Genomic DNA, 1,511 nt, shown 5'->3' on the forward strand with positions numbered 1-1,511 from the left:
CCACGCGGTGCGCCTTGTACGAGGGCAACAACTCCACCCGCCAGTCCGGACGCCACGCGCGGTCGAGGCCGGCCACCAGGCCGGTCGGGGAGTACTCGTCCACGAGCACGGCCACCATGTCGCAGAAGCCGCGCACGGCGTTGGCGGGGGAGCCGTCCGGGCCGGTGATCTTCTCGGGCACGGAGTGGAACGCGCGGAACCACAAGCCGGCGCTGTCGAGAACCATGAGCGGGCCCTGGGACACCGCGCCTCCTTGATGTCGTCGGGTCGGGAGCGAGTACCTGCCGTCAGGCTAGTCGGCTCCGGCCCACTGCGGCCCCGGCCTACTGTGGAGGACATGAACAGCCCCACTACGCAGATCCACTCGCACCGTCTGGCAGCCGTCCGCGATCGCGCGCGGGACCTCGGGATCGACCACGTGGTGGTGTATTCCGGCGAGGACATGTCCTACCTCACCGGTGAGCGAATGGACTCGCACGAGCGGCTCACCGCGCTGGTCGTGCCCGTGGACGGGGCAGAGCCACTGCTGGTGCTGCCGTCGCTCGAACTCACCGACGTCACCCGGCGAGCCGCCGACCACGTGGGCGCGAGGATCCACCCGTGGGCGGACGGGACCGACGCCATCGCGCTCGTCACCGGGTCGGTCGCCGGGCGGGTGGCGGTGTCCACCGCCCTGCCGGCGTTGCACCTGGTGCCGCTCCAGGACGGGGTCGACGGCGAGGTGGTCCTCGCCTCGGAGGTGATCGACCACGTGCGGGCCGTGAAGACCGCGCACGAGGTGGGCGAGCTCGCCGAGGCCGCCCGTCGCATCGATGCAGTGCATGCCCGGATGGGGGAGTTCCTGCAGGTGGGCCGGACCGAGGCGGAGGTGGGCGAGCTCATCACCGCCGCCATCGAGGCCGAGGGGCTCACGCGCGCCGAGTTCGTGATCGTCGGCTCGGGCCCGAACGGCGCCGACCCGCACCACGGGGTGTCCCACCGGGTGGTCGAGACCGGGGACATCGTGGTGGTGGACATCGGCGGGCCGCTGCCCAGCGGCTATCACTCCGACTGCACCCGGACCTACTCGATGGGCCAGCCCTCCGCCGAGGTCGCCAAGACGTACGCGGTGCTGGAGGAGGCGCAGCGCCTGGCACGCGAGTCCGTCCGACCGGGGATCGCGATCGGCGAGGTCGATGCCGCCGCACGCGAGCACCTCGCCGCGGCCGGGCTCGGGGAGTTGTTCATCCACCGCACCGGGCACGGGATCGGCCTGGGACTGCACGAGCCGCCGTTCGTCGCACCCGGAGCCGATACCGTGCTGGAGGAAGGGATGACCTTCTCGGTCGAGCCCGGCGTCTACACGACCGGGTCGTGGGGCGCGCGGCTCGAGGACATCGTGGCCGTCACCGCCGATGGCCGCCGCGACCTCAACGACGGCGAGCGCGGCCTGCGCGTCCTCTAGAGTCGGCGGACGCCAGCCTGCCCGCATCCGCTCCCGCCCCTGGCGCCTCGCCCCCCGCCCCTGCACG

1 protein-coding gene and 1 pseudogene are annotated in these 1,511 nt (G+C 72.6%); one reads left to right on the forward strand and one right to left on the reverse strand.

All coding sequences use genetic code 11. The features are described 5' to 3' along the window. A pseudogene (locus G6023_RS09355) lies at positions 1 to 244 on the reverse strand (5'-3' exonuclease); the annotation flags it as partial. Positions 245 to 337: 93 nt separating this feature from the next. On the opposite strand from G6023_RS09355, the gene G6023_RS09360 reads away from it, so the two are divergent. Then, entirely contained in the window at positions 338 to 1,444 is a 1,107-nt protein-coding gene (locus G6023_RS09360; protein WP_132063308.1) for a M24 family metallopeptidase, read from the forward strand. The last annotated feature ends 67 nt before the right edge of the window (positions 1,445 to 1,511 follow it).

The sequence above is a fragment of the Dietzia sp. DQ11-71 genome (assembly GCF_014144995.1).
In the GTDB taxonomy this organism is placed as follows: Bacteria; Actinomycetota; Actinomycetes; order Mycobacteriales; family Mycobacteriaceae; genus Dietzia; species Dietzia kunjamensis.

Coding starts and splice junctions, on each gene's coding strand:
- G6023_RS09360 (WP_132063308.1), top strand. CDS start 338: ATGAACAGCCCCACTACGCAGATCCACTCGCACCGTCTGGCAGCCGTC.